Origin of the sequence: Candidatus Magnetominusculus dajiuhuensis (assembly GCF_046044395.1) — a bacterium.
Taxonomy (GTDB): domain Bacteria; phylum Nitrospirota; class Thermodesulfovibrionia; order Thermodesulfovibrionales; family Magnetobacteriaceae; genus Magnetominusculus; species Magnetominusculus dajiuhuensis.
Genome location: NZ_JBJUSG010000010.1, coordinates 1 through 25,945, shown reverse-complemented (window position 1 = coordinate 25,945; position 25,945 = coordinate 1). Strand labels below are relative to the sequence as shown.

21 protein-coding genes are annotated in these 25,945 nt (G+C 47.8%); 3 read left to right on the top strand and 18 right to left on the bottom strand.

Annotated features, from left to right (window positions below; translation table 11 throughout):
* Positions 1-34 precede the first annotated feature (34 nt).
* The 16 genes from AB7D94_RS02780 to atpB form a co-directional block, all read right to left on the bottom strand.
* On the bottom strand, positions 35-1,495 hold the full coding sequence (locus AB7D94_RS02780; RefSeq protein WP_420264199.1) for a catalase: 1,461 nt from the start codon (positions 1,493-1,495) through the stop codon (positions 35-37).
* A 310-nt stretch (positions 1,496-1,805) separates the two neighbouring features.
* A complete protein-coding gene (locus AB7D94_RS02775) occupies positions 1,806-2,870 on the bottom strand; it encodes a CopD family protein (RefSeq protein ID WP_420264197.1) in 1,065 nt (354 codons plus the stop codon).
* A gap of 35 nt (positions 2,871-2,905) precedes the next feature.
* Positions 2,906-4,210 (bottom strand): diguanylate cyclase domain-containing protein, encoded by a 1,305-nt coding sequence (locus AB7D94_RS02770; RefSeq protein WP_420264196.1) that lies wholly within the window; start codon positions 4,208-4,210, stop codon positions 2,906-2,908.
* Positions 4,211-4,223: 13 nt separating this feature from the next.
* Positions 4,224-6,368 (bottom strand): CHASE domain-containing protein, encoded by a 2,145-nt coding sequence (locus AB7D94_RS02765; protein ID WP_420264195.1) that lies wholly within the window; start codon positions 6,366-6,368, stop codon positions 4,224-4,226.
* Positions 6,369-6,403: 35 nt separating this feature from the next.
* The gene (locus AB7D94_RS02760; protein ID WP_420264194.1) at positions 6,404-8,950 is read right to left on the bottom strand and encodes a PAS domain S-box protein; all 2,547 of its coding nucleotides are present in this window, start codon (positions 8,948-8,950) and stop codon (positions 6,404-6,406) included.
* A 130-nt stretch (positions 8,951-9,080) separates the two neighbouring features.
* Entirely contained in the window at positions 9,081-10,130 is a 1,050-nt protein-coding gene (locus tag AB7D94_RS02755; protein WP_420264193.1) for an FG-GAP repeat domain-containing protein, read from the bottom strand.
* 72 nt (positions 10,131-10,202) lie between these two features.
* A complete protein-coding gene (locus AB7D94_RS02750; protein WP_420264192.1) occupies positions 10,203-10,733 on the bottom strand; it encodes a ferritin-like domain-containing protein in 531 nt (176 codons plus the stop codon).
* An 87-nt stretch (positions 10,734-10,820) separates the two neighbouring features.
* Complete coding sequence (gene bfr / locus AB7D94_RS02745; RefSeq protein ID WP_420264191.1) at positions 10,821-11,294, bottom strand: bacterioferritin; 474 nt, start codon at positions 11,292-11,294, stop codon at positions 10,821-10,823.
* 122 nt (positions 11,295-11,416) lie between these two features.
* Positions 11,417-12,268, bottom strand: a complete 852-nt coding sequence (locus tag AB7D94_RS02740; RefSeq protein WP_420264190.1) for a 2-oxoacid:ferredoxin oxidoreductase subunit beta — start codon at positions 12,266-12,268, stop codon at positions 11,417-11,419.
* The gene (locus tag AB7D94_RS02735; RefSeq protein ID WP_420264189.1) at positions 12,252-13,976 is read right to left on the bottom strand and encodes a 2-oxoacid:acceptor oxidoreductase subunit alpha; all 1,725 of its coding nucleotides are present in this window, start codon (positions 13,974-13,976) and stop codon (positions 12,252-12,254) included. The genes AB7D94_RS02740 and AB7D94_RS02735 overlap by 17 nt, the downstream gene beginning before the upstream one ends.
* A 49-nt stretch (positions 13,977-14,025) precedes the next feature.
* A complete protein-coding gene (locus tag AB7D94_RS02730; protein ID WP_420264188.1) occupies positions 14,026-14,361 on the bottom strand; it encodes a two-CW domain-containing protein in 336 nt (111 codons plus the stop codon).
* A gap of 31 nt (positions 14,362-14,392) precedes the next feature.
* Positions 14,393-14,926 carry a hypothetical protein gene (locus AB7D94_RS02725; protein ID WP_420264187.1) on the bottom strand — a complete coding sequence of 178 codons (534 nt, stop codon included), beginning with the start codon at positions 14,924-14,926 and terminating at the stop codon, positions 14,393-14,395.
* Between the two features lie 1,049 nt (positions 14,927-15,975).
* Positions 15,976-16,923, bottom strand: a complete 948-nt coding sequence (locus AB7D94_RS02720) for a bifunctional 5,10-methylenetetrahydrofolate dehydrogenase/5,10-methenyltetrahydrofolate cyclohydrolase (RefSeq protein WP_420264186.1) — start codon at positions 16,921-16,923, stop codon at positions 15,976-15,978.
* Positions 16,924-16,990: 67 nt separating this feature from the next.
* Positions 16,991-17,608, bottom strand: a complete 618-nt coding sequence (locus AB7D94_RS02715; RefSeq protein ID WP_420264185.1) for an MBL fold metallo-hydrolase — start codon at positions 17,606-17,608, stop codon at positions 16,991-16,993.
* Between the two features lie 56 nt (positions 17,609-17,664).
* Positions 17,665-18,003, bottom strand: coding sequence for an ATP synthase F0 subunit C (gene atpE / locus AB7D94_RS02710; RefSeq protein ID WP_420264184.1), 339 nt, complete (start codon positions 18,001-18,003; stop codon positions 17,665-17,667).
* 31 nt (positions 18,004-18,034) lie between these two features.
* A complete protein-coding gene (atpB, locus tag AB7D94_RS02705) occupies positions 18,035-18,709 on the bottom strand; it encodes a F0F1 ATP synthase subunit A (RefSeq protein WP_420264183.1) in 675 nt (224 codons plus the stop codon).
* A gap of 154 nt (positions 18,710-18,863) precedes the next feature.
* Between atpB and AB7D94_RS02700 the strand changes: the two genes are divergently transcribed.
* Entirely contained in the window at positions 18,864-19,967 is a 1,104-nt protein-coding gene (locus tag AB7D94_RS02700; protein ID WP_420264182.1) for a glycosyltransferase, read from the top strand.
* Between the two features lie 10 nt (positions 19,968-19,977).
* On the top strand, positions 19,978-21,237 hold the full coding sequence (locus AB7D94_RS02695) for a glutamate-5-semialdehyde dehydrogenase (RefSeq protein WP_420264181.1): 1,260 nt from the start codon (positions 19,978-19,980) through the stop codon (positions 21,235-21,237).
* Between the two features lie 69 nt (positions 21,238-21,306).
* On the opposite strand, the gene AB7D94_RS02690 is transcribed toward AB7D94_RS02695, so the two are convergent.
* Complete coding sequence (locus AB7D94_RS02690) at positions 21,307-23,595, bottom strand: InlB B-repeat-containing protein (protein WP_420264180.1); 2,289 nt, start codon at positions 23,593-23,595, stop codon at positions 21,307-21,309.
* A gap of 254 nt (positions 23,596-23,849) precedes the next feature.
* Here AB7D94_RS02690 and AB7D94_RS02685 point away from each other — a divergent pair, with 254 nt between their 5' ends.
* Positions 23,850-24,470, top strand: a complete 621-nt coding sequence (locus AB7D94_RS02685) for a hypothetical protein (RefSeq protein WP_420264179.1) — start codon at positions 23,850-23,852, stop codon at positions 24,468-24,470.
* Between the two features lie 51 nt (positions 24,471-24,521).
* On the opposite strand, the gene purD is transcribed toward AB7D94_RS02685, so the two are convergent.
* Positions 24,522-25,793 (bottom strand): phosphoribosylamine--glycine ligase, encoded by a 1,272-nt coding sequence (gene purD / locus AB7D94_RS02680; protein WP_420264178.1) that lies wholly within the window; start codon positions 25,791-25,793, stop codon positions 24,522-24,524.
* Positions 25,794-25,945: the final 152 nt, after the last annotated feature.

Here is a 25,945-nt window from a genome sequence, read left to right as displayed (position 1 = left end):
AGGGACGGTGTTCACCCGTCCCATGGCATCTCATCTATTTCGGCACTTCGCTCATAGGGATACCTGCCGCCTTTGCCACTCCTTCACCATACGCCTTATCTGCCCTCAGACAGTTGACAATATGGCGGATTTTTATTTCTCTGGGGGCATCTCCCATTGCACGCGCTGTATTTTCAAACAAAGCCTTCTTCTGCTCAGCGTTCATTATATTAAACAACTTACCAGGCTGGTAGTAGTAATCATCGTCTGTGCGATGGTCCCAGTGGTTGGCGGCACCATCTAACCCAAGCGCAGGTTCCGCAAACTCCTCCTGTTGCTGCCACTGCCCATAACTATTGGGTTCATAGCCGATGGTACTGCCGTGATTGCCATCTACACGCATGGCTCCATCTCTATGATAATTGTGGACAGGACAACGTGGCGCATTGACTGGGATGAGGTGGTGATTTACTCCAAGCCGGTAGCGCTGAGCGTCGCTATATGCGAATAAGCGGCCTTGCAGCATCTTATCCGGTGAAAAACCTATGCCGGGTACTATGTTAGCCGGGTTGAAGGCTGACTGTTCAACCTCGGCAAAATAGTTCTCAGGGTTTTTATTCAGTTCCATTACGCCTGCTTCGATAAGTGGATAGTCTTTATGAAGCCACACCCTGGTAAGATCAAAGGGATTATATGGACACGTGGCAGCTTCTTTTTCCGGCATCACCTGGATGTGCAGTGTCCATTTGGGAAAGTCCTTATTTTCAATACTTTCGTACAGGTCTTTCTGATGGCTCTCACGGTCTTTGGCAATGATGGCCTCTGCCTCCGAGTCTGTCAGGTTCTTAATGCCCTGCTGTGAGGTAAAGTGAAACTTTACCCAGTGTCTCTCATTTTTAGCATTATACATGCTGAAGGTATGGCTGCCAAAGCCGTGCATATGGCGATAGGTTGCAGGAATACCCCTGTCACTCATAACTATTGTGATCTGGTGTAGTGCTTCTGGCAGTGACGTCCAAAAATCCCAATTGTTCTTAGCGCTGCGCATATTAGTACGAGGGTCACGTTTTACCGCATGGTTCAGATCAGGGAATTTAAGAGGATCACGCAAGAAAAATACCGGCGTGTTATTACCCACGATGTCCCAGTTGCCTTCCTCTGTATAGAACTTCACGGCAAAGCCACGAATATCTCGCTCCGCATCAGCAGCGCCACGTTCCCCTGCCACTGTGGAAAACCTGACGAAGAGTTCTGTCTTCTTACCGATTTCAGAAAAAATCTTCGCCCTGGTGTATTTCGTTATGTCATGGGTTACGGTGAAAGTCCCGTATGCACCTGAACCCTTTGCGTGCATTCTCCTCTCCGGGATAACCTCCCTATCGAAGTGGGCAAGTTTTTCTAAGAACCACACGTCCTGTAACAGCATTGGGCCGCGTGGCCCTGCGGTCATAACGTTCTGATTGTCGGCAACAGGTGCCCCTGAGTTGGTTGTCAATTTCTTGTCTTTGTCTTCCATTTTAATCCTCCTTTTTTGCTTTACGAAGTTCCAAATATTTTACTCTGTCCCTTATGTATAAAAATACAAGTTACATATCACCACCCAGGGCAAACGCATTAGAAATTGTCTCCCTTATTTCTGTCACCTCCCTTATTTTTGTCATTCCGGCTTGTCCGGAATCTGTCCTTATGTCTCAGAATATGCACAATCATCATGAAACTCCCACTAAAGGGAAGATTCCAGACAAGCCGGAATGACGGAAAGGGACAAAGCCGGAATGATTGCATAGGTATCTCCCGCTTTATTTTTCAAATGCGTTTGCCCTGTATCACCACCAGCGCCAAAGGGCAATCAGGGCTGTTATTAAAAACACCAGCGCGAGATTCAAGTATGCAAATACATAGAAAACCCTCTCATGTGTCGGCCTTGCGGCAGCGGGGGTATCAGTCTTATGAACCAACTTTCCAACAAACGGCATGGCAATGACCTTGTCTTCCCCATGCGGGGCTAATTTCAGGGCGTCTGTGAGGTCAACGCCGGCAAGATGCTTTGTCATGTGTCTGCCGCCCTTCCAGAGTTTACTGCCCGTAACGTCATAAATATTGTCCTTATAAACAATACATGCGGCAGGGCTATTTTCTGAACCATCCATGAGAGAAACCTCATCAATGGTCATCTCCGGCTTTAGGTTCAGGGCCTCAGATGATTTTTTCTTTTTTAACATGGGGCCGATTACAAATGTAACAATGGCTGCCGTTGCCGCCATCACAATAAAAAGAAATATTTTTATCGCCAGTAAAACTCCAAACCTGCTCTGGTAAAACGCCTTGAAAGACGAAATTCTCAATACAGTAAGCACTATGCCGGTGATGGCAATTATGACAATAGAAATCCAGCCGAGGGCTAATTCCCCGCGGGGAAGCCCCTTTGAAGCATATGCTGGTTTCAGTAACAGGTGGACGTATATAATAGTCCCAAACCAGGCTATGGCGGTTATCAGGTGCAGGTATCCGGCAATCAGCCTGATTACGCGCTGAGGGTTTGTTGGCTGCCTGAACGGGCTGCCACTGGCTTGCCGGAACTTTTCGCCCTCCTTTGTGAGGACACCGCCTCCGGCGGGGTTGACATGACATGAGGCACATTGAAGGCCAGTTTTTTCAGCATATTCAGGGGTTGCCAATACCAATGGCGGCGATAATGCCAATAGCATCAGCAATATCAAACAGGCTAAAGCATATCTATATACCCAACTATCCATCACTGAACATTTATTTGAAACAGCGGCGACCTCAGAATATCGCCGCGCGTGATTATGATAACAGTCTATGGCCTTCATTGCCTCATATATGTCCTCGTCGTTTATTGATACGCAAAAAGATATCCCATCACGCATTGTGACCTCCTCCTTGTTCGATTTCTATATGCCTCTCAACGACATAAACTACAGAGAGCCTTTACCGATTCGACAACATCATACAGCAACGCTGACATTTGTTCTGGCATCTCAAGACCCATTGACTTGATACTGCCCATAAATTGCTCCCAGTCTTGTACTGTCCATGCGCCCTTAGTTTCTGAGATGAAATCCACAACTTTCCCGCAAACAAGCGGCAGGACTTCCTCTATGTCGCCAATTGGATGCTGCACTAAGTAGAATCTCTTCAGGGTATCAAGCATTGTACCGAGTATGGCCTCGAAATGCCTTTGAATTACAATCCCATTTTTCTTAAGCTCTAATATGAAATCAATCCAATCATCAGGCGCCCATTTCCCTTTGTGCTTTGCAACGAATTTTAACGACAAGGCAAGCAACACCCTTAGATCTCCACTATCTGTTTTGTTTGACCCGGTGTATAGATGGTAAGTGTTCTTTCCATTTTCCTTTGCGTGATACATTGCGGCGTCCGCCTTTTTCATCAGTGTCTGGGTATCGAAACCGTCCTCTGGATAAAAACTTATCCCGATACTGGCGCCAATTGCACAGTAGGGGACGTCAAAACGGAAGGGTTTTCCAATTGACACAATTATATTTAGCGCAACCGTCTCCGCATCCCTGGGGTTGGTGAGGTTGGTAAGTATGACGACGAATTCGTCGCCGCCTAAACGGGCTGCCGTGTCAGTATCACGTATGTGGTTTTGTATTCTCGCCGCTATATCCTTCAGTACAACATCCCCCGCGTCGTGCCCCATTCTGTCATTTATACACTTGAACTCGTCTATATCAATCAGTAGCAGCGCAATAATCGTTCCATTACGTTTAGACTGCCTTAAGGCCTGCTCAAACCTGTCAATAAACAGCGCCCTGTTTGGAAGTCCTGTCAGGAAATCATAATGTACCAGCTCTTTTAGTTTAGTTTCTGTTTTATGCTTATACAATGCCATTTGAATAGTGAAATTAGTCAATTCAGGTTCAAATGGTTTAGTAATATAAGCATAGGGTTCGGTCATCCTGGCATGTTCCAATGTTTTGGGGTCTGAATGGGCGGTGAGATAAATGACTGGTATGTTAAACCTGTTTTGGATTTCATAAGCGGTTTCAACGCCGTCGCGCTCCCCCTTAATTTTTATATCCATGAGTATCAGGTCTGGCCTATCTCTCTCCGCGTTTTCTATTGCCTGCGCTGATGACGACGATATTGACGTGACTATATATCCAAATTTCTCCAGCCTCTTTTTTATATATGCACTGGTTATCCCTTCATCCTCTACTATCATGATTCGCGCGTTGTCCATCTTTAATACCTCCTTATACCGTTCGTTTATTTTCAAAATTAATACTGAATTTACTCCCTTGCGCAGAACTGTCCAGCCATATAGTCCCTTCGAGTTGCTCTACGAGTATATTTACTATCTGCATACCTAAACCTTTTGAGTTTTTGAAATCTACAGCCTCTGGAAAACCGGCGCCGTTATCGGATATTATCAGCTCCAACATTTGTGCATACGGCGGAATCATTTCTGATTGCGACAGTTTCTCTTCCGGGGCTGCCTTGTCAATTTTCTCATCAAGAGAGTGGATAGCGATATCAACATGGCATTGCTCGTTCTCCATGCAGACAGATTCAGCGGGGAAGGCGTGTTTTAAAATATTAGTTACAAGCTCATTAATTATCAGTCCACATGGAATCGCTATGTCTATCCCAAGGTCAATATTATCTATGGCGATTTTAACAGCAACACTTTTATTATGTATGGTGAAATTCCTGAAATACCCGTCGGTCAACTGTGTAACATATTCTCTCATGTTGATATTAGTAAACCCCTCCGACAGGTATATCTGCTCATGGACATGGGCAATTGCCTGTATTCTGCGCTGGCAATCCTCAAACATCCCGTAATAACGGCTATCTGACACATAGTCCATCTGCATACCAAGCATCCCTGAAACTATCTGGAGATTGTTCTTGACGCGGTGGTGGACTTCCTTCAGGAGTATATCTTTTTCCGCAAGGGATTTTTTCAATTTATCATCCATTTCCTTTCGCCTTGTAATATCAGATATAGCGGAGACAGACCCGGCATACCTGCCCGACTCATCGGTGATACATACCATGGAGACAGCCGCGGTGATTTCTTTGCCATCCTTACGCATGAGTATAACTTCCATGCGGTCTTTTTCCCATGGCTGAGTTTGATATTTTAAGCTGTGCTGGCCATTGATGTCTGACTCCTGGCCGATGAAATCAAAAAAACTCACTCCTGCCATATCATCAGCCGTGTAGCCAAGCATATCGGCCATTGCCTGATTGACAAACGTGGTTCGGTTATCCTTGTCCACAGCCCATATGCCCTCTCTTGACAGGTCTACGAGCTGGCGGTATTTTTTTTCACTTTCCAGTAAATACATGGTTTTCTCTGCCACCTCAATCTCCATTTGCGCGTTGTATGTCTTGATGGACACAATAAATCCGCCAAGCAAAGAAACGATTGTAAAAACCCCTGCTGCTCCGAAAAGTGCTGCCAAGCCACGCCTTTCGCTGAAATAACTCATAGCCGGCACGGCCTTGATATTAAGGGTCAGCCCTGCCACTTCAATTGTCTTTACGTAATTCAGTTTCGAATGTTCAACTATGCCGGAAGGGACATGCCGGTAGAGCATCCGCTTATCCTGAGGCAGCCCCTGAATCTGAATGTCAAATACCGTAGATTTATATAACGAGTCCTTTCGGCGAAAACTCTCTTCAAAAATATTTTTGACACGAAACAAGCCGACGGTAAAACCCCTTAGATTGGCGCGTCTGGCCTGCAATGTCTTTGGGTTGCCGTGGTAAACCGGCATCAATGCCATGATTGCCTTAACGCCTTTTTCAACCTCGCTTATGAGTACAATCGGCTCTGAGACGGTAATTGCCCCTGTGTCGCATGCCTTTTCGATAATCTTTCGTCTCACTGCCTCAGAGGCGAGGTCAAAACCTTCAACCCTAAAATCCCTCCTGGCTCTGGACTGTCTGTAGTAAACTGGAAAGTATTCGTCTCTTGCCAGAACTGGAATATTCTTATCTCCCGACTTTTCAAATATATAGTAATCCGGCAGGATTGCCTTCTTGCGCGCAGTCAGTTCAAATTCTGTCTTCTTAGAATACTCCACGCGAGGTAACCACTCAAAGGCGTAAAAGGAGGGATGTTTTTCAAAAATGTCCTTCATGAAGCTGGAGAAATTATCTGCTGTCACATCCTCTACTGAATCGAAAAGCCTCGCCAAATCGTATACCTGATCAAAGTTATTATCCAGTTCGCCTTCAATGACTGCCGCATGGTCATCAACAGCGCGTTTGAAAAGTTCAAAGTTACCCGCGTCTATATTGGCGGCAATAGCATAGTAAACCACGCAGGACACAGCGGCGCTGACCAATACTATGACAGTAATCCATAGTTTACTTATGCGCTGCATAAAAGACCTCACTATACATCTCAAATCCTCCGGCTCTACTGCTCTTTTATGCTATTTTGAAACTTAATGCTAAACTTCGTTCCGTGTGTGCCGTCTAACTCGATAGTCGCTCCAAGTTGTCTTACAAGTATCAGCACTATCTGCATACCCAACCCTTTACTTTTTCTGAAATCTTTGCCTTCCGGAAACCCGGCACCGTTATCAGATACGACTATTTCTAACGCTGCAGAGTAAGGCGGCATCCATCCAGGCAGCTCCGTCATTGACCAGTTTTCAGTCTGGACTACCATACCGATGTTGTCATCTAACGAGTGGATAGCAACAGTTACTTCACATGTCTTGTTTGTAATACAGGGATTGCCTATGGGGAAGGCGTGTTTCAACGCGTTTGTTAAAAGTTCATTCATTATCAATCCGCATGGAATCGCGATATCTATTCCTACTGAGATATGGTCTATATCGGTTTTAATCGCAATCGTATCATCAAGGATGAGATTCTTTGAGTATCCTTCAACAAGCTGAACGACATAATCTCTCATATCAATATTCGTGAGACCTTCTGAGCGGTACAGCCTCTCGTGGATGAGGGCAATAGATTGTATTCTAAGCTGACAATCTTCAAACATATTGTGGTAATTCTGGTCTAATACATATTCCATCTGCATACCAAGCATCCCTGAAATTATCTGAAGATTGTTCTTAACCCGATGGTGGACTTCCTTTAGAAGCAATTCTTTCTCCGCAAGGGATTTCCTTAATTGAGCATCTAACTCCATACGTTTCGTAATATCCGATATGACTGCGACTGATCCGGCATAGCCACCTTTGCCATCAATAATGGACGCCACTGAGGCGGATGCATTGACAGCTTTGCCACTCTTATGAAGAAATACAAGCTCGATACGGTCTTTTTCTCCTGATTGAACCTGATGTTTTAAGCTGTTTATCGCTTTGAGCCTCGACGTATCGTCCAAAAACTCTAAAAAAAGCACTCCTTTCATCTCATCGTCCATGTAACCGAGCATGTCGGCCATCGCCTGATTAACAAATGTGGTAAGGTTGTCTTTATCCACAGCCCATATGCCCTCCTGAGACAGCTCAACGAGCTGGCGGTATTCTTTTTCACTTTCAAGCAGTATTTGTTCCAATTTTTTACGCTCGGTAATATTTAGTACAGCGGCAAAACACCCAATGTAATGTCCTTGCTCATCAATAAGAGCCGACGCGGACACAAACACATGTATCGTTGAGCCATCCTTGTGCAGTAAGGAAAATTCCAAACGCGCACTTCCCTCTTTCTTAATCTGGTTTTGTATGGCGGATATCGCAATAGGCTTCATGTTTTCATCCATAAAGTCTAAAAAATTCCTCCCCATTATCTCTTCAACCGTGTAGCCAAGCATGTCGGCCATTGCGTGGTTAACATATGTGGTTAAGGCATTTTGGTCAATGAGCCATATACCCTCCTGAGACAGCTCGATGAGCTGGCGATACTTTTTTTCACTTTCCCGCAACTTCACGGTTTTTGACGCAACCTCGGTCTTCATTTGAGCAGTGTATGTCCCGGCAGATACAACAAATACACCGAACAAACAAATTATTATAAAAACCGCAGCCCCATAGTAATACGGCTGCCGACCACGCCTTTCAGCAATATATTTCACGTCAGGCACGGCCTTGATTTCAATGGTCTGTCCAACCGCTTCAATGGTCCTGATATAATTCAGTTTCGACAAATTATCAACGCCAGGTGGGGTGTGCCGGTAAAGCAGACCCTCATCATCGGGCAGTCCCTGAAGCCTGATATCATATACCGTGCGTTTGTTCAGATCGTCATGTGCGTTAAAACTCTTTTCAAAAATATTTTTGACCCGAAATGTACCAAAAGTAAATCCCCTGAGATTTGTGCGTCTGTCCTGTACAGTCTTAGGGTTGCCATAGTAAACCGGCATATATATCTGCAATGACTTCGCATCTCCCGAAGGTTCGGTTATAAGCCTGATCGGCTCTGTGGCAGCCATATCTCCGGTATCACGGGCCTTTTCGAGAGCCTTTCGTCTTATTGGAGAAGACGCAATATCGAAACCTTTGATCCTGATATCCCCCTCGTTATCCTGCCTTCTGTAATGAAAGGGAAAGTACTCGTCTCTTGCCTGAACCGGAACATCTTTACCTCCCGACTGCTCAAATATAAAGTAATCCGGCAGTATTCCCTCGCGGCGGGCAGTCAGTTCAAATTCTGCTTTCTTAGAATATATAACGCGAGGTGCCCACCCAATGTTGTAAAATGAAGGATGGTCTTTAAAATCCTCCTTTTTAATAAAGCCATAGAAATTTTTGGCGGTTATATTTTCCACTGAATCAAAAAGCCTTGCTATATCATATATCATGTGAAAGCTATCACTGAGGTCTCTTTTGATATCCCCTGCCTGTTCATCAACCGCTTGCCTGAACAATGCAAAGTTATCGGCATCTATTCGCTGAACGGCTGTGTAATAAACCACAATGGCAGCAGCAGCGCTGAGCAATACTATGACGATAGTCCATAGCTGATTTCGTTTAGCTATCAAACTATCACACATAGCGCTGCTATTACTTTTAAAACATGCACTGCTGCCACCTCTATATGGTTCGATTGTTTATAATACATCTGCTTTCTGGCGGAGAGATTGGGTATTTTCCCGCTCTTAACTAATGTATTATGAATCAATCTTACGGCCCGAATGCCGGAAGCGCCGCAGAACTCACGAGCGTTGCCCCGTTCATCGTCCAGATTACGGTGCTGCCCGCATTTTGATTTCTCCAATAAATCCTGACGTAACCGTTTGAATCAGGTTTTGTTGCCGCGATCATCGTCCAGCCTGGGTCTGTCACCTGGGTCATCAGATAATAGTTGCCAACGTTAGTGCCGATGAGATCCCAAAAAAGGTTATAACCGGCGGTCTTATTTCTCCACAGTACGTCCGTATGTCCATCGTGGTCCATGTCGGCGGCACCACCAATTACCCAGCTCTCATCAGATAACGCGGGCAGAGAGTCAGCACTGGAGAATGTGGTACCGTTTAAGTACCATATTGCATTATAACCATTAACCAGGTGCCTCCAGAGGATGTCCTGGTACCCGTCGCCGTTAAAATCCCCTATGGCGCCCACTATCCAGTTCCTGTCGCTTAACGTCGGAAGGGATACATAACTTTGTACGGTCGCGCCGTTCATGAGCCATATCATGTTTTCGCCGGTTGAGACGTTTCTCCATAAGATATCCGCGTAGCCGTCATTGTTGAAATCGCCCACTCCCTCAACAAGCCACGTATTTGTGTCGGCGAGGGTTGGAAGAAATACTCCACCCGTTACGCTGGTACCATTCATCAACCACAAGTAGTTATAACCGTTTATCATATCCCGCCACAATATCTCAATGTTGCCGTCCTTGTTGAAATCGCCAACCCCAACCATCGTCCAGTTTGTAGATAGCCCTGCGCCGGTGATGTAGCCAGAGATAGACTGAATCTGTGCGGAGGTCAGGGAATGAATTGCGGAGTTGCCTATCATTTGTGGAATTGTCACTATGGCGTTGGTTATCTTTGAGGCGGAGGCGCCTACAAGCCGTGGGTCGGTTGTGGGCACCGTGTTGTGGCATGATATGCAATACGTCGAAAAGAGCGTGCCGCCCGCGCTGTCCGCGCTTGCGGTTGCCTGGCTAGCCGCCGTGTAAATTATTGCGGCCATAACCAGTACTAATAGTAGTCTGCTATGTTTCATATGTCCTCCTTTTTTAATTGTTAACATTTAAGCAGCAGCCTGTTCCCTTTCGGGTTGACAGATATGCACCTATTATACGCCTATGCCCATATGGCTCGGTTGATATATCTGCGACTCAATATGGTCTATGTGGCACTCTTCTTGTACCGACAGATATGAACCTATGCCCATATGGGTTATTTGATGTATCTGAGACTCAATTTGGGACAGGTGGTTCTCCTCATCCTTTAGTATATCTTCCAGCATTTTCCTTGTGCCAAAGTCACCGAGTTCAGAGCAGACCTTAATTGCCGGGCGGTATGTCCTGATTGCCCTTTCTTTGGCATTGCGTTCGTCATTAAGCTGCCTTTCCACACTGGCAGACCCATGGATCTCGTTTGAAGTGCCAACTATGGGCATACCTTCAAGAAGAATAATTCTGGCAATCAGTTTCCCTGCGTGTTTCATTTCATCAATTAAGCGTTTTTCCACATTCATGTACAGGCGTTCGTAATCCCAGCTTGCCCACATCTCCGCGTGAACTATATACCTGTTTATCGCGGTCAGCTCATCGGCAAGTATACAATTTAACAACACTACCGTAGTTTTCTTGTCACCTCTCATATCTTCCTCCTCCGTGAATCTTATTTATTACCTTCATCATATTCACCGTTTAACAAAGCCGGTTGCAAGAAACAAGCACCCGGCAGCCTATTCCTTTTCGATTTGCTCAGACAGGTATGTGCCTATGCCCATATGGGCTACCTGATCTATCTGAGCCTCAATATGGTCTATGTGGTCTTCCTCGTCCTCAAGTATATGTTCCAGAATTTCCCTTGTGCCGTGGTCGCCGAGGTCGAAGCAGGCCTTTATTGCCGCGCGGTACGCCATAATAGCCCTTTGTTCGGCGTCTCTGTCATTATTAAGCTGTTTTTCCACATCGGCACCTATCTGAATTTTGTTTAAGTTGCTGACTATTGGGATACCTTCAAGAAAAAGGACCCTGGCAATCAGTTTCTCGGCATGTTTCATCTCGTCAATGGCGCGTTTTTCCACACTCTTGTGCAGGCGTTCGTAATCCCAGTTACTGCACATCTCCGCGTGAACTATATACTGGTTTATCACGGTCAGCTCATCAGCAAGCAAGGCATTTAACAGCTCAATAGTTTTTTCGTCACCTTTCACGTCTTCCTCCTTTAGAATAATCTAATTTAATTAGTTTTGTCATTCCTGCGAAAGCAGGAATCCATAAAACTTACGCTTAGGTTGCCTCCTCGTTTATACCTCCTGTATTTCTGTGTACGTTTTTAATAGAACCTATCCAATTCTTTTAATGTGCTTTTCATGGAAAAGCCCTGCCTGACAAGCGGGACTTCTTTCAGTATTGATATGCGCTGTTCAAAGGTCGGCTTGTCATTTACGTAGATAATCCCCGTTGGTATTTTGTCTGCCAGTTCTACAGCCAGTTTAAATGCCCCAACGCGGTCATAGGGATTATAGGAGTCGTCCAGCCGATAGACCCTCTCCGTGTACCATTTATAGGTGTTTAACTTGTTAAATGTAACGCATGGCTGAAGTATATCCACAAACGCAAATCCTTTGTGGTTGATAGCCTCTTCCATTATCGCTTTGAGAAAAACGGCATCGGCGGCGTAACCGCGCGCCACGAAGCTGCAATCCAATCCAATAGCAAAGGCAATCGGATTGAGCGCTGAGGCGTTAGCGCCAAATGGCTGTGTCTTCGTTATTACTCCCTGCGTGGTGGTTGGGGAGGCCTGGCCTTTTGTAAGCCCATATATTTGATTGTCATGCACTAACAGTGTAACGTCTATGTTTCTTCTTATCGCGTGAATAAGGTGGTTTCCTCCCTCACCGTAACAATCGCCGTCGCCGGATACCACGATTACGGGCATTTTATGGTTGGCAAGCCTTATCCCTGTGGCAGGCGGCAGGGCGCGCCCGTGCAGGCCGTTAAACGTATTACATTTCATATAATGCGGCAGCTTGGCCGCCTGCCCGATGCCGGAGACTATTGTAACGCCATGCGGTTTTATCCCCAGCCCGGCAAGGGCGCCTTTCAATGCCTGCAATATCGCATAATTGCCGCAGCCCGGGCACCATGCGGGTTCCTGGCCTTTATAATCATCTAATGCGTTCATTTATCTCTCCCATAAGACCTTCGAGCAAAAACGGCCTTCCGTCAAAATGGTTAATATTGTGGGTAAACTTGTACCCTGTCTCACCACGCATAAGATAAGCAAACTGGCCGGTTGCGTTGTTTTCCACACAGATTGTCGTCCTTGCTTCTGATAGTACCCTCAGGTAATCGAACTTTTCGGTTAAGGGAAACGGATAAATCTGCGAGAAATGAAGCATGGCTATATTATGCGTCTTGCCAAGCGACATGACGGCGTCTCTTATAACCCCATATGTTGAGCCCCATCCGGTTACAACAATGTCGGGTTTTTCACTTCCATAGAATAGGGGCGGGTCTATTTCTTGTTGAATTAAAGAAAACTTTTGAATAACCCTCTTTTGTACCATTTTAACGCGCGTATCAGAGTCCTCTATCATATGCCCATCCTCGTCGTGTTCGTCGCTGTCCACTACGACCAGACGTCTTGAGATGCCTGGCACGGCCAGCGGCGACACAGGGCCTTCTGAGAAGTCATATCTTTTATACGCATCCTCCATTTCGTTCCCTTTCTCCTCTCTTAATCTGTAATCCGTATAGACCAGGTCTTCTGTATCTATAGATTCATAAGTCCACTGCGAGTCGGCTATGTACTGGTCAGTTACAATGAAGGCAGGAATTTGATACTTTTCGGCAAGGTCAAATGCCTTGTTTGTCAGATGAATACCCTGCGTGGGATTGCCGGGGGCAAATACCACCCGCGGAAACTCGCCGTGTCCGGCGTGAAGCACAAATAACAGGTCTCCCTGTTCTGTGCGTGTCGGAAGTCCTGTGGCAGGTCCCGGGCGTTGAGACACCGTTATAACAACCGGCAGCTCCGCCATGCCTGCCAAAGACACCCCCTCGGCCATCAGGGCAAACCCTCCGCCTGAACTTCCGGTCATCGCCCTCACACCCGCGAAAGACGCCCCAAGGGCCATATTGATGGAGCTTATCTCATCCTCCGTCTGCTCCACTACGATGGAATGCTCATGGGCCTTTGACGCGACGTAATTCATTACGGCCGTTGCGGGCGTCATGGGATATCCGCAGTAAAACTTGCAGCCGCTCATGACCGCCCCAAGCCCTATCGCCTGTGATGTATCAATAAGCATATGCCCGTTTTTGTCCTGCATATGCGGGGAAAAGCCGCATTGGCCGCAGGCGTTCACCGCGTAATTATATCCGGCCTTCGCCACCAGTATGTTTTTATCTATCATATCGCTGCCTTTTTTCTTCAGATTGGCGTGGATGATTTCCTCAAGCAATGTCATCTCCAGCCTCAGCATCCCCAGTACCGCTCCTACAGCCGCGGTGTTTGACATTATTTTATCCCCGCCGGTTTCGATTGCTATTTTCTCAAAAGGCACGTTCAGGTATTCCGGACCGGTAAACGTCTTCCTGATGAACTGGGCGTCATAGACTATTATGCCGGTCTCTTCAAGGCCGCCTTTGTGCAGCTTTATCGTGGCAAGGTCAAGGGCTACTATAATATGCGCCTTTTCCCTTGATGAGGACAGCTCCTCATCGCCAAACCGCACCTTGTAATAATTATGCCCGCCCCTTACGCGCGACATGTAGTCCTGGTGCGAAAATACGTGATAGCCCATACGGGAAAATAACCGCGCCAAAACCCCCCCGATTGTCTGCAGTCCCTGGCCGGCCTCACCGCCAATTACTATAGTATAGTCCATATCCTCCTCCATAGTTCATGCTGACTGTTTTGTTCATATAGCAAAGCGCCTATACCGCAATCTTGTCGAGTTCCCCGCCACGAATGTGTTGGGCGGCTTTATAGAAGTCACACTGAGTACAGGACAGTACTGGTTTCATGAGGATGGTAGAGAGATTTTTTCCTCTAAGGGCTCCCGCCGCTAACCAGCACCACCTTTCTGAGTTCTGAAGCACAGCCGGACACACGTTCATAATCTCTTGTGGACAATCTATGAACTTCCAACATTTGACCGCCGTCTTTTCTCTGGTAAAAGATTCGGTTTTAGCCAGAAAGTCTGTACATAAGTCTCTTATCACATTGGAAATAATCCTGCCATCGCTGTTCATTCCCATAACATCCTCCATGCAGGGCATCCCCTGCCGATTTAAGTGCTTCTTACTGGTTTACAGTTGACATCTTCGAAGTTTCACGGACTTGCTCCGCTTCTCTTAAGCACGCCCCTTCATCGCTATTAACATTGGCGGCACCGAATCCATCGTTGGGATTCAACTTTAACTCCGAGTTCGGGTAGTTTACGTATAACCAGACCAATGAGTAATATGTCTTTTTCAGGGAATCCGTCATCTCTTTATAAAAAGATAAGGTTTCCTTTTTCAGTTCTTTGGGTCTGGTTTTTAGATCGTCAACAAGCTGCTTCGCATCTGATACATCGAAGATGCCCCTGACTTTTGCCATGAACCCCGTGGTTATGGCCGACGCCTCTGCCTTAAAATCACTGATGCTTTTTTCAGTTACCATGACATCGTATAAGTTTCTGGCCTTTTCATTGATAGCATTTATTCGGAACTGAACATATTCCGTCATTTCCCGCGGTTTATACACGATTTTGGCACCCTGAATGCGGGTTTGACTTGCGGCTTCGTTTACTACCTCGTCTGACGCTCCGTTATTTGTATCCTCTTTCCTCATTGCATGGCCTCCTTTATATAGATTAGCGAAAAGTATTGTTAAGCGGCTCCCTGTTTATCACAGTTTATTCCCCGCTCATATTCACCTCGACTGGTTTCTGCAGTCCGATTGATATTGGGCCGAATTTATAGAAGGGACATTTTTTGAAACTATCCATCTCTGACATGCAGTATTCTTTTAATTGAAAGAAACTTGGATAGTATTCATACGTAACAACTTTACTGCACATACGTCTTTTATAAAAAGGACATTTCATATATTTATACCCCCATAAGAGGGATAAATGCTTAACTTGCAGACAATAGTGTGGCAGTCGCCACATTCCATATAATCATCGTTAACTTCCTCGGGGAAACACAATATAAAATCGAACCCCAAAAGGGTAATCATTAAACAATTACAATCATAGGAAGGTTTAGTTGTATGAGAAGACATTCCTGACAGGGAAGGGTTAAATATCTGAGAATCCTTCTCCAACTCCGATGCTCTTAAGTTCATAAGTTCTGACATTTGCCACCTCCACCGGTAAATTGTGCGATAAAATATCGCGGTACTCTGAGAGTCTTCCATAAACCAGGTTATAAAACAGCTTGGTTAATTATTACATGAATGAAAAATTGAATCAATCGGTATAAGGCTATTATCTATATAGGAAGATGTAGAATACGTATAGGGAATTTACCTATGTTGCCGGTATCAAAGCCACGGTAAATTTGTTCTGACGGATAAAACAATTTTCATTGGAAGTTGCAATGATTTCTGGACTGTCCTTTTCTTAGTCTGTCATTCCGGCTTGCAGGGGTCTGTTAACTAAACTGTGTCAGGCCCGATATTAGCCCTTAACGCCCCCTCGTATTCTCGTACATGTTTTATTTATCGACAAGGGGGATTATCCCCTGAATTTGGGCTGCCGCCCGTTGGCGGCTTGGGTACTCCGGCTACAGGTTGCGTCGCTGTCAAAATGATTCTATTTTTATAGGGGGCGTTTGGGCTGTCTGGAGAGTGAAAATTTGGGGCAATCAGCCGGAGTTTGAAGTTGAGGGTTTGTTTCAGGGCAAGATTAACGGGGTTTTCAGAAGTACGCTGTTTTGCGCCGAACGCAGCGTGTTTTCTAACAGCGTGGCTATCGTTACCGGGCCTACCCCGCCTGGCACGGGGGTAATGAACGAGGCCTTGGGGGCAACACTCCCGAAATCCACATCCCCGGCGAATGAGCCATCAGGCATTATGTTGATGCCTATATCTACTACCACAGCGCCATCCTTTATCATATCGCCTTTAATCAGGCCGGAAACACCAGTTGCCGAGCAGACTATGTCGGCATTTCTTACGTGCGCCGCCAGGTCGTCAGACGACTTGTGGCAGATAGTCACAGTTGACTCCTTGGCAAGGAGCATCAGGGCTAGCGGCTTGCCAACGGCAAGGCTCTTCCCGATTACGACGGCGTTGCTTCCCTTTATCTTAACCCCATAGTACTCTAACAGGCGTATCACCCCAAACGGCGTACACGGCAGAAACCCATGAGGGGCGCAGGCAGAGGCAAGACTCACTCCGTCAGCAGACGTAACGCCATCTTTGCCGAATATCTGAAACATAGATTCCTCAGCCGCAAACATCCCCACGGAGATAGAGCCAAGTCCATCAACATCCTTTTCCGGCAAAATGGCATTCACTACCCTTCTTGGATTGATTCGGCGCGCTATGGGGAACAGGACAAGCAACCCGTTGATTCGTTCGTCCGCGTTTATATTGTTGATAGTATTTATTATCTCATTTAATGAGGCCGTTTCGGGGAACCTGTACTCATATGTCTGTATCCCTACGGTCTTGCTCACGGAGATGGTTGTCCTTAAATACTGCTCGTCTGAGGCGGTGCCCCCAACTTGCATCAGGGCCAGCCCGACCTCTATACCCATCAGGCCGAGACTTTCGACGCGCTGTTTGACACCTGCCTTTATATCGGCGGCCAGCATCTTTCCTGACATTAAATTACTCACGATATGCCCTCAATCCCGCTTCAATCCCACAACAACCCCACTTCAACCCTTATGTGCGCCGCCGCGTTTAATCGTTAAAAAAATTGTCACGCAGCTCATTGGCAATTGTAGAGGCCGGTCCGTGTCCGGGCAAGACCTTCGTATCGGGGGGCAGGGTCATCAGCCTCTTAAACGAGGCCTTCAGGGCCGACATACTCCCGCCGGGCAGGTCAGTCCTGCCAACAGAACCCGCAAACAGCGTATCTCCGGTAATCACAATTCCATTGCCGAATAAACACATACCTCCCGGCGTGTGTCCCGGCGTATGCAAGACTTTAAAGCTGACACCACCGACGGCAACCTCAGACCCGTCTGTAAGAAATACATCCGGTGCCGGCATGGTATCAATCTGAAAACCCCAAACGGCGGCCATGTCTTTGGCCATTTTATAAACGGCAAGCTCATCCTTGTGCATTTGCAGCGAGGCCTTTGACGCCTCTTTCAGCTCAGGAAGCGCGCCTATGTGGTCAAAATGCGTGTGAGTACACACTATTTTGACCAGCACAAGGCCCTTTTCGGCGATATAGCCAAGGATTCTGTCCGGCTCGTCTCCCGGATCTATTACTATTGCCTCTTTTGTTGCGTCATCACTGACGATGTAACAGTTGACTTCAAGCTGCCCAACCGTAATTCGTCCTACTGCCATACCCATTTCACATCTCCAGTTGCCAGCTTAGTCTTCATTAAATGTATCAGCGTTTGCTAAAAGAACATTTTCTGGTTTATCAGCACACCCAAAGACAGCAAAAAGGCATATATACACAGTGATTCGATCATCGCAAGGCCGACTATCAGCGTAGTGGTAATCTTGCCTGAGGCACCGGGATTTCTGGCAACACCCTCACATGCCTTGCTTAGTCCGAGACCCTGGCCAATGCCAGTCCCCAGGGCGGCTATGGCGATGCCTATAAGGGCACCCAGCGCCACCATCGCCTTCGTGCCTGAGTCCTGTGCCGTGGCTGCCTCACCCGCGTACACAACGGCCGCAGGGGCAGATACGACGAGCAGCGTCAAGGCCAACATAAATACTGATTTCTTCATAACGGTCTATCCTCCTTTATATTGAGATATTTTAGTGTGCCTCTTCAACGGCACCCGACAGATACAGCGTTGTTAAGAGTACAAAGACAAAGGCCTGCACTACGCTTACCAGCACCCCCAGTCCTAAGAAGATGACCGGTAAAATCGCCGGAGCCAAAGACAGCAGCACCGTCAGGATTATGTGCTTGGACAGCATGTTTCCGAACAACCTGACCGAAAGGGTAATCGGCCTCGCCAAATGTCCTATTAACTCTATAAAAAACATCATAATCATCAATGGAAGCGCGATTACTGAGCGTATCGGGCCGATAAACTGCTTAATATAGGCAAACTTGTGTACACGCAGGCCAAAGTAGTGCGTGGCAAAAAACACCGGCACTGCGCACGAAGCCGTAACATTTATATTTGACGTAGGCGCGTCAAACCCGGGTATAAGCCCGAACAGGTTACATACGAGGATGTACAGGGCAAGTGTGCCGATAAGCGGGAACATGGAATCCACCCAGTGGTGGTTTATGTTTTCGCCGCAAAAATCATATATACCCTCAACAACAGATTCGACGACGTTTTGCAGACCGCGGGGGATTAACTTCAAAGACGACCTTACAATCAGGGCCGCACCTATAAGGAGCGCCATAGCGAGCCACGAGTATGTTACAAACTCCGGCACGCCCGGTATGTGCACCAACGCATGCGACGATTCCACTAGTACCTCCTGAAAAATGAATCTATATTACTAACCGGCACACCTAAATGTCAAGGGCTAAGGAGTTTATTTTTTTCTGTCGAAAAAAAAGCGCCACACCAGTTTAACACAACACCCCCCCTGATATATTATAATACGCTGTGGGAGCGATTCTATGAGATTGGCCGTAAACGCGTCGTACCTGGGCGCAAAGACCGACGCACTGGCGATATTTACGAGGGAAGTCATCCAGTGGCTTTGCCGTATTGATGACAATACGATTGTTTTTTCCCCCACTGTTGTCCCTGGCGTCAATGAATCGAATCTCGTGCTTACGTCTGAGGCAACCGGTGCTCCGGCTGTTAGTTATTTCAGCAATTTGATGTTCAACAATACGATCTTGCCGTATCAACTGGCCTTGCACAAAGCTGATGTGTTGTTCTGCCCTGTTACGGAGTTTCCTTTTGTGGATGTATTGCCGATGTCGGTTATGATTCACGACTTAGACCCATTGTTTTATCCTGAGCGCTTTGGTCTCAGGGGTGAGTATTTTAAAACCGCCCTTGGACATCTCCACAGGAGGGACATCAGGGCGCTCGTTGTGTCGAATTTCCTCCGGGAGCAGCTTTTAAATAATACCGGCACGTATATGTCAAATATTGATATAATCGGCCACGGCTTCGATTCCCAGGCGTTCAGGGTGGCGAAGTCAGATATGCGATATGATTTATTGTCTGAGTTTGCAGAGCATCTTGGGGTTTCCCTGCCCTATATTCTTTTTTGTGCAGGGCCGGACAACCCTGAGATATGCGACACGGTTATAGCTGCCTTCAACGATATTTCATCGCGCATCAGGCATTCACTGCTGATAGTTGGGCTGGACAGAGAGCCGACGTATAATATTCAATACCTCCAAAGCGTTGACTTTGTGGAGATGCCACCCTTGATTTCATGCGCGGATCTGCTCATAGAGTCGTCCACTGTTGGCAACATACTAGAGGCCATGGCCTCTGGCACACCGGCCATAGTCTCAAACACGGGGGCGCTGCCTGAGTTTGTCTGCGACCCCGAGGTGCTGTTTAACCCCTCGGACTCAATCTCACTAAGCCGACTTATCCTTTCGGCAATAAAAGATAAGCCCCTGAGACAGGAGATGATTGACAAGGGTCTGCAGTACGTAAACAGATTTTCATGGGAAAAGACCGCTGAGGACATCTATGCCTCCTGCACGGCGGCATATAAGGCCTCTTATGACAGAAAACTAAAATCCGCTAACTAAGGAGGTAATCATGGATATTATCGAATACGTAAAAAACAAGGCGCATGAGGCGCGCGAGGGCGCGAGGGCGATTGCGGTGGCCGAGACACAACGCAAAAACAGTATATTGACCAACATGGCCGGCGGCCTGCGTGCAGACAAAGACTATCTCATAAGCGAAAACCAAAAGGACATCGCCGCGGCCAGAGAGAAAGGCCTCAGCGAGGCGATGATAGACAGGCTGACGCTCAATGAAAAAAGAATAGACGAGATGGCTGACGGTCTCATAGAGGTCTCACAGATGGCAGACCCTGTGGGCGAAATATCTAATATGCGCAAGAGGCCAAACGAGATGCTCGTCGGCAGGATGAGAGTGCCCATAGGGGTGATAAGCATGATTTATGAGTCTCGCCCCAACGTTACCGCTGACGCCGCTGGCCTGTGTATTAAGGCTGGCAATGCGGTAATCCTCAGAGGCGGCTCAGAGGCCATAAACTCGAACAAGGCAATCGTGTCCATTTTGCGCAAGGCGCTACACGCCGAGGGCCTGCCCGAAGGTGTGGTAACATTCATTGATAACACGCAAAGGGAAGTCATCATGGAGATGTTGAAGCTTGAGGGCCTCATAGATTTAGTAATCCCAAGAGGGGGCGAGGGCCTCATTCGCGCAGTTACAGAAAACTCCCGAATCCCTGTGCTGAAACACTATAAGGGGGTATGCCACGTGTTTGTTGACAGTGACTGCGACCAGGGCATGGCCATGGAGATATGTTTTAATTCTAAGGTGCAGCGCCCCGGCACATGTAACGCCATGGAGACGCTGCTTGTGGACGTGGTGATAGCGAAGGAGTTTCTGCCACCGATGATAAAGCGTTTCAGTGAGGCCGGTGTAAGCATCTTAGGCTGCCCTTTAACAATGGAGATATGTTCTGAGCAGGCCGCTCCTGTCAAAGAAGAGGACTATTATCTTGAGTACCTATCTCTCAAATTGAACGTCAGGGTTGTAATCGGAATTGACGAGGCGTGCGCCCACATAGCAAAGTACGGCTCGTCGCATACGGAGGCAATTGTCACAAACAATCATCAAAGGGCGATGAGATTTTTACGCGAGGTTGACTCCTCGGCGGTGTTAGTAAATGCCTCAACCCGTCTCAACGACGGTGGGCAGTTTGGGCTTGGCGCTGAAATCGGAATCTCCACAGACAAAATCCACGCCAGAGGCCCTATGGGGTTGCAAGAGCTGACAACAGAGAAATTCATCGTATTCGGCAACGGCCAACTGAGAATGTAGAAAGTACGTGAAAATACTGGGGAAGGGGGATTATCCCCCTTCGTTGTTAATCCTTAAATCTATTCAGCTTCACTTCCACACGACGCCGGTGTAGACCCATGAGCCGTTATAGTAGACATAGATATAGCTGTTCCAACCGGCTAAAATACCTGCGTTGCTGTACCACTGGATGTAATATGTGCCGCTTGAACTGGAATAGGCCGTTACGTTGCCTGATTGAGCGCCGAAGAACGAGCTGTTTTGACTGTAGATGGCGTTTATGATAGTGCTGGCCTTCTGAAAATCGTCAAGCGTATCAGGCCTCCACTTAATTCCTGTGTTATACCACGTTTGGGAATAGTAGTAGTATATGTACCCGTCAGACCATGCCAGCAGGGCAGTGCCGCTTGTGTACCACTGGACGTAATTTGTGCCATAGGTGTCAGTGCCCGTTGTAACGCTTCCCAGCGGAGTTCCAAAAAATGAGCTCATTTTTGAATAGACACCGCTGATGGCGGCCGAGGCGGCGGTGTATGTGAGATTGGCGGTGGTGTCGAAAGTAGCCGTGGCGGTCAGGTTGTCTGATGACACCAGCACAGTGCATTGCTCGACAATGGACGAGGAACAGCCTGTCCAGCTCTTAAAACCATAGCCCGGATTAGGCACCGCCAAAAGTATTACGGTAGTATTGTCGGTAAATGAGGCCGCACATGAAGAGCCGCAGTATATCCCTGCAGGATTGCTTGTTATCGTACCATATCCGGCATTGTTGACAGTAAATATATGGCTGTTATAAAACACGGCTGAAATAGACTTATTTGACGACATTAACACGGTGCATTGCGTGCCGTTAATTGAGTCACATCCGGTCCAGCTCTTAAACCCGTAGCCTGGGTCGGCCATCGCCGTCAGGGTTACCGTGGTGTTGTCGGCAAATGTGGACTTACATGAGGCCCCCTGTGTGCCGCAGTTTATACCTGTGGGGCTGCTTGATACAGTACCATTGCCGTTTGAGGTTACAATCATCGTCCTGTCGGTAAGAGGCACGCCAAAGACGGAGGTAACATTCTTTGTCACCGCCATCACAACGGTGCACTGCGCGCCGCTTGAGGAATCACAACCAGTCCAGCCTGAGAAACTGTTGCCGGGACTGGGTAGCGCAGTCAGGGTTACGAACTGCGGGCATAGATAAGTGGCCGTGCCGGTGTTGCCTGCCCATGTGATAGGGCCGGATGATGACACCACCGTGCCGCTGCCTGTGCCTGTTTTCGTAACGTTTACGCTATATTTGGGACGAGTGGCAGTGTAGATATATCCCCCAAAAACCGTGGCGGCAATTTTATCTCCACCTGCCGCTACCGCCGACGATGTCCACAATCTGCTGCCGGCCCCGGTTTCCTTTGTCCAGTTGTCCCCTGAATTCCCTGACGTATAAATATACCCATCGGTGGAAAAACTAGTGGCGGCGAGATTATATCCATCGGGGCCGGACGATATAGACGTCCAGTTCAGGCTGCCCGGGCCGGTTTGCTGTGTCCATGAGGTGCCAGAGTCTACTGATGTATAAATATATCCCCCGTACCCCTCTACTGCGGCGAGTTTTACGCCATCCCACGACGAGGCGATGCTCCACCAGAATTTCTGTCCGGCGGAGGTTTGCGCCGTCCATGTGGTGCCGTTGTCAGAGGACGTATAAACATCTCCGTTTGAAGGTCCGGCAACGACTGCCGTTCCATTGTCCGATGTGGCCACGGTGTACCAATAGGCACCGCCAATGTTGCCGCAGCCGCTTGGGCTACAGGTCGTAGAGTGCGCACCCCATGTGGCACCACCGTCCTGAGACTTATAAATACTTGAGCTACCGGAGTAGTCGGCGGCAAAGAGAATGCTTCCATCGGCGTTGGACGCCACGGCCATCCAGTCCTGACTTTTGGCCGCCGTCCGCGCTGTCCATGTGACGCCATAATCCGCTGATGTATAAATATATCCATTCGGGGTATTGTCAACAGCGGCAAGGTGGCTTCCATCAATTGACGACGCTATTGAGTACCACGCCCTCTGTCCCGATTTCGTTTGCTGTACCCATGTGGTGCCGTTGTCACTTGATGTATAAATATACCCGTTATATTCTGCCGCGGCAAGGTGTACTCCGTCTCTGGATGACGCTATCTTCCACCAGTATCTCTGGCCGGAGCTCGTCTGCTCTGTCCATGTATAACCACAGTTATAAGAAACAGCGGCGCCCCACGCGTACCCGGCCATAGACATAATTATCGCCGCCAACAGGACGCGCAACAACGGCAGCCCCACGGCTGATGAAAAACCCCTTCGTTTTATCTTTTCATTAATCGCTTTGACAATGTTTTGCGGCGTTGGCATATTTGCCCCTCCTGTATAGTTTACTCATCTCCATATCCTTATCGGCCTTGACCTCGTCATAATTTAATATTAACATACGCCCTGGCATATTTTCCACTGATTTAAACCATCACTTTCTATTGACTGGAGGAACGATTTCTGTTTAAAGAAAAAATTAGAGGCAGCATTAAAGTATATTCTTTACACGTACGATAATACTATGGTAACATCAGACTGTGAAGCGTATATTATTTAATAAGCGGAGGGCTTTGAAGATGCAGAAATTCACGGGTATATGTGTTATCGTCCTGTCTTTATGTTTGCTGGCCTTGCAACGGGTGGAGGCCGCGGATTTCAATGTAAGCTCAGGAGTTGAGCAGCCGCATACATCTCTACTGGCAGGCAGCACAGCGCCAGTAGCCGACAATGCCACTGTTGACCCTTACTATACTGCTGCTTCTACCGCTATTACGTCTCTGATAACGAGGTACTCCGCGTTTTTAGGCAGTCCAGCCGGTGGTATCCAGACAAACACATATGGTTTTAGTGGAAACTATTATACCCAATGGTTTGACAACGGAATGGCATTGATGGCTTGGGTAGACGGCTCTGTGTATTTGTATTATAACGGCATGTGGCAGTCGCTTGGCACAACCTGGAGTAGCGCAATTGCCAATGTTTATTTGATATTCAATACGCTGATATACCAGTACAGTTCGTTTTTCGGCCCTCCGTCCGGCGCTCTGATTCACGCAACAACATCAGGTGGCCAGGAATATTACGCCATGTACTTTGCAAATGGTATCGTTTTGTTCGCCGCCCCTGACGGCAACATGTACTACTATCTCGGCGGCACATGGAAATCTATAGGGATGACATGGACAACATCATCATAATGGGATAAATTCCTGAGTTGGCCGGCCATTACCGCATGGCCGGCCAGCGGCTTACCTCAACGCCCTCGCGGCGATGTCCTTTCTGTAGTGCATATCATCAAAGTGGATTTTGGCGGCGGCCTTATAGGCGTTGTCCTTTGCCGCGGCGATGTCTTCGCCAAGGGCGGCAACAGTAAGCACCCTTCCGGAGGCGGTAACAAGGGCATCGTTATCGAAGGCCGTCCCGCTGTGAAAGACAACAACCTCGTCAGACGGCGTAATCGCCTCAAGTCCGGTAATCTCCTTCCCGCGCTGGAAAGCGCCAGGATAGCCGCCCGCGGCGATAACCACGGCAACTGCCGCCTCCGGTTTCCATTGAATCGCGGCAGCGTCAAGCGTTCCGTCGTGAACAGAGAGACAGATGTCAACGATGTCGGAGTCCAGCCTCATAAGGATGGCCTGTGCCTCAGGGTCTCCGAGGCGGCAGTTATACTCAAGCACATAGGGCCTGCCCTCATTTATCATCAACCCCGCGTAGAGGACGCCCTTATATTTAATGCCGTCTTTGGCAAGCAGCGATATGGTTGGGCGCATGATAGTCTCCATAATGGTGTCTTGCAGCGCGCCGTCCACTAAAGGGGCCGGGCTGTAAGCACCCATACCGCCGGTGTTTGGCCCTTTATCGTTGTCAAAAACCCGCTTGTGGTCTTGCGAGGTGGGAATGGGGACAATGGTTTTGCCGTCGGTGACGACCATAAAAGACACCTCCTCGCCGGTAAGACACTCTTCAATGATAACTCTGTTGCCGGCGTCTCCAAACGCGCGGTCTATCATAATTAATCTCAGGGCACCCTCTGCCTCCTCATATGTCGGGGCGACGATAACACCCTTGCCAGCGGCGAGGCCGTCCGCCTTGATGACGATAGGGGCACCCATTAAGTGGATATAATCCTCCGCTTCAGGATATGACGAAAACACCTTATACCGGGAGGTTGGAAGTCCATGCCGTCGCATAAAATCCTTGGCAAAAACCTTGCTGGTCTCAAGGGCGGCGGCCTTTTGGTTCGGCCCGAATATCTTAAGGCCCTCGCGCTCAAACAAATCAACAATCCCTAGTCCAAGCGGCACCTCAGGCCCGACAATGGTCAAGTCTATCCATTCGCACTTTACAAGGTCAACAAGGGCCTTTATGTTGTATGGGTCAGTATTGTTTATACATTCGGCCAGCCCTGCAATCCCCGCGTTGCCGGGGCAGCAGTACACCTTGTCCACGCGTTTACATTTCCTCAGCGCCCACACAAGGGCGTGTTCCCTGCCTCCGCCACCTATTACAAGAACCTTCATACGATTACCTCTTCTGTTGACATATTTTTGACGTAGTATATAGCAACGGCAGTGGTTTTTCCAATAGGCATCTCACCCCACGACATTTCTAACCGAACTTTGTAAGCGTCTAAATAACTACACCCGTTGATTTCCCTGCGAGGGCATCCCTA